The 1,515-nt window shown below is 69.0% G+C and carries 4 protein-coding genes; all 4 read right to left on the bottom strand.

Annotated features, from left to right (window positions below; translation table 11 throughout):
- Window positions 1–35: 35 nt before the first annotated feature.
- The 4 genes from BBK14_RS14050 to BBK14_RS14035 all read right to left on the bottom strand — a co-directional run bounded on the left by BBK14_RS14050 (window position 36) and on the right by BBK14_RS14035 (window position 1,261).
- Window positions 36–374 carry a hypothetical protein gene (locus BBK14_RS14050; RefSeq protein ID WP_071062683.1) on the bottom strand — a complete coding sequence of 113 codons (339 nt, stop codon included), beginning with the start codon at window positions 372–374 and terminating at the stop codon, window positions 36–38.
- The gene (locus tag BBK14_RS14045; RefSeq protein WP_071062681.1) at window positions 374–721 is read right to left on the bottom strand and encodes a hypothetical protein; all 348 of its coding nucleotides are present in this window, start codon (window positions 719–721) and stop codon (window positions 374–376) included. The genes BBK14_RS14050 and BBK14_RS14045 overlap by 1 nt, the downstream gene beginning before the upstream one ends.
- On the bottom strand, window positions 718–915 hold the full coding sequence (locus BBK14_RS14040; protein WP_071062679.1) for a hypothetical protein: 198 nt from the start codon (window positions 913–915) through the stop codon (window positions 718–720). Before BBK14_RS14040 ends, BBK14_RS14045 begins: the two co-directional genes overlap by 4 nt.
- A gap of 70 nt (window positions 916–985) precedes the next feature.
- On the bottom strand, window positions 986–1,261 hold the full coding sequence (locus BBK14_RS14035; RefSeq protein ID WP_131802300.1) for a hypothetical protein: 276 nt from the start codon (window positions 1,259–1,261) through the stop codon (window positions 986–988).
- Between the last annotated feature and the right edge of the window lie 254 nt (window positions 1,262–1,515).

The raw sequence follows: 1,515 nt of genomic DNA, 5'->3' as shown, positions 1-1,515 counted from the left end.
CTCCTCGTTGCCGAGGCTGTAGCGCCAGGTGGGCATCAGGCCACCACTCCGCCCCGGAAACGGACGACGCGATTGTCGTCGGTGAAGTGGCCGGTCTGACCGATGCGGATCAGATCGTCGCGCACGAGGTCGGCGACGTCATCGAACTGGCTGTCCCATCCATCGGCCAGCGTGGCCGTGGTGGTGCACACGACGTCGAGGTTGTGGTCGGAGTCGACTCCGACCTCGGTGGCCTGCGGCCAGGTCTGGCGCACGGTCGCCGCGATGCGCTCGGCCAGCAGGCCGGCCAGTTGCTCACCGGCGCGACCGGCGACCTCGGTGTGGTGGGTGAAGGTCGCATCGGCGGTTGCGATGCGGTCCTCGAGGTCAGACATCAGGCCACCGCCCCGCGGCGCCGGATGTGGATCTCCTCGGCGGCGTCCGCGATCCGGTTTCGCGCGTCTCCCGGCCCGTCCGGGACGAGCCGGCCGGCGGCCTCGAGCAGTGGACGGCTCGGGAAGAACCGGGACGCCGTAAAGGTCAGCACGTCGTCCGAGTCCGCTTCGCTCGCGGACACGGTGTCGGTGCACGGGTCGAACCCGGAGAGGTCGCTGCCATCGAGCTCGGCGGCGATATCGCCGAGCGGTGCGCCTTCGGCGACGGGCAGGATGTACCGGATGGTGCGGGTGACCATCACCGCGCGCTGCGGGACGGTGTCATCGAAGATCTCGTCGTAGTTCATCCGACCGCCTCAACGCCGACGACGACGGGCTCGCCGACCTCGACGACGGGCTCGTCGACTGGCGCCCACGCCAGTGCGGCCACCTGGGCGAGGTCGCGCGCGTGCTGGGGGTCGTGGGCCTGGCCGGTCCACCTGGTGGCCTGGACCCGCGTGGAGTGGGTCTCCCGCTGCAGGTCGACTGTGTAGTCGCGCATTGATCTCCTTTCGGGGGTTAGCCAGGCTTCGGGGTCAGGGCGGTCAGCCATCCCCGTGGCCTGGCCGGTGCTACGCCGCGGCCGTCGCCCGCGCGCGGTAGCTGCGCAGTGCGCAGTCCTTCAGGTCCGGGCCCGTGAACTGCCATCCGGCCCGTCGCGTGACCTGGACCCCGGACAGCACGTCATTGCGCGCCCAGGCGACGACCGTTCGCGGCTTGACGTTGAAGAGCGCGGCGGCCGTCGTGGCGTTGATCGGCCCGTCCTTCGTGGCCTCGTCGATCTGGACGAACAGCTGCACGAGGCCGTCGGGCACGGTGCTCGCTGCCTGCGTGTTGATGGGCGTCATCACCTCCTCCATCTGGCGTTGTACTCAACCCATCGGCAGTCTATGTCAGTAGAGCGCTAGAAGTCGACAGGTCGAGGTTTGCGGGTTATCACCTTCTAGTGCCACACCGCGTCTGACCGCGGCTGCGGCGCCATAGCTTCGCAGCCATCTGCGATGCTGTGTCCATGACGGAGGGACAAGAGGCGCCGCAGACGCTCGTAGACGGACGGGGGCGCGCTGTCACAACCCGTGAGCAGTCTCAGCGACTGCACGCC

The organism is Parafrankia soli (genome assembly GCF_001854695.1).
Taxonomy (GTDB): domain Bacteria; phylum Actinomycetota; class Actinomycetes; order Frankiales; family Frankiaceae; genus Parafrankia; species Parafrankia soli.
This window is presented reverse-complemented; position numbering and strand designations above follow the sequence as displayed.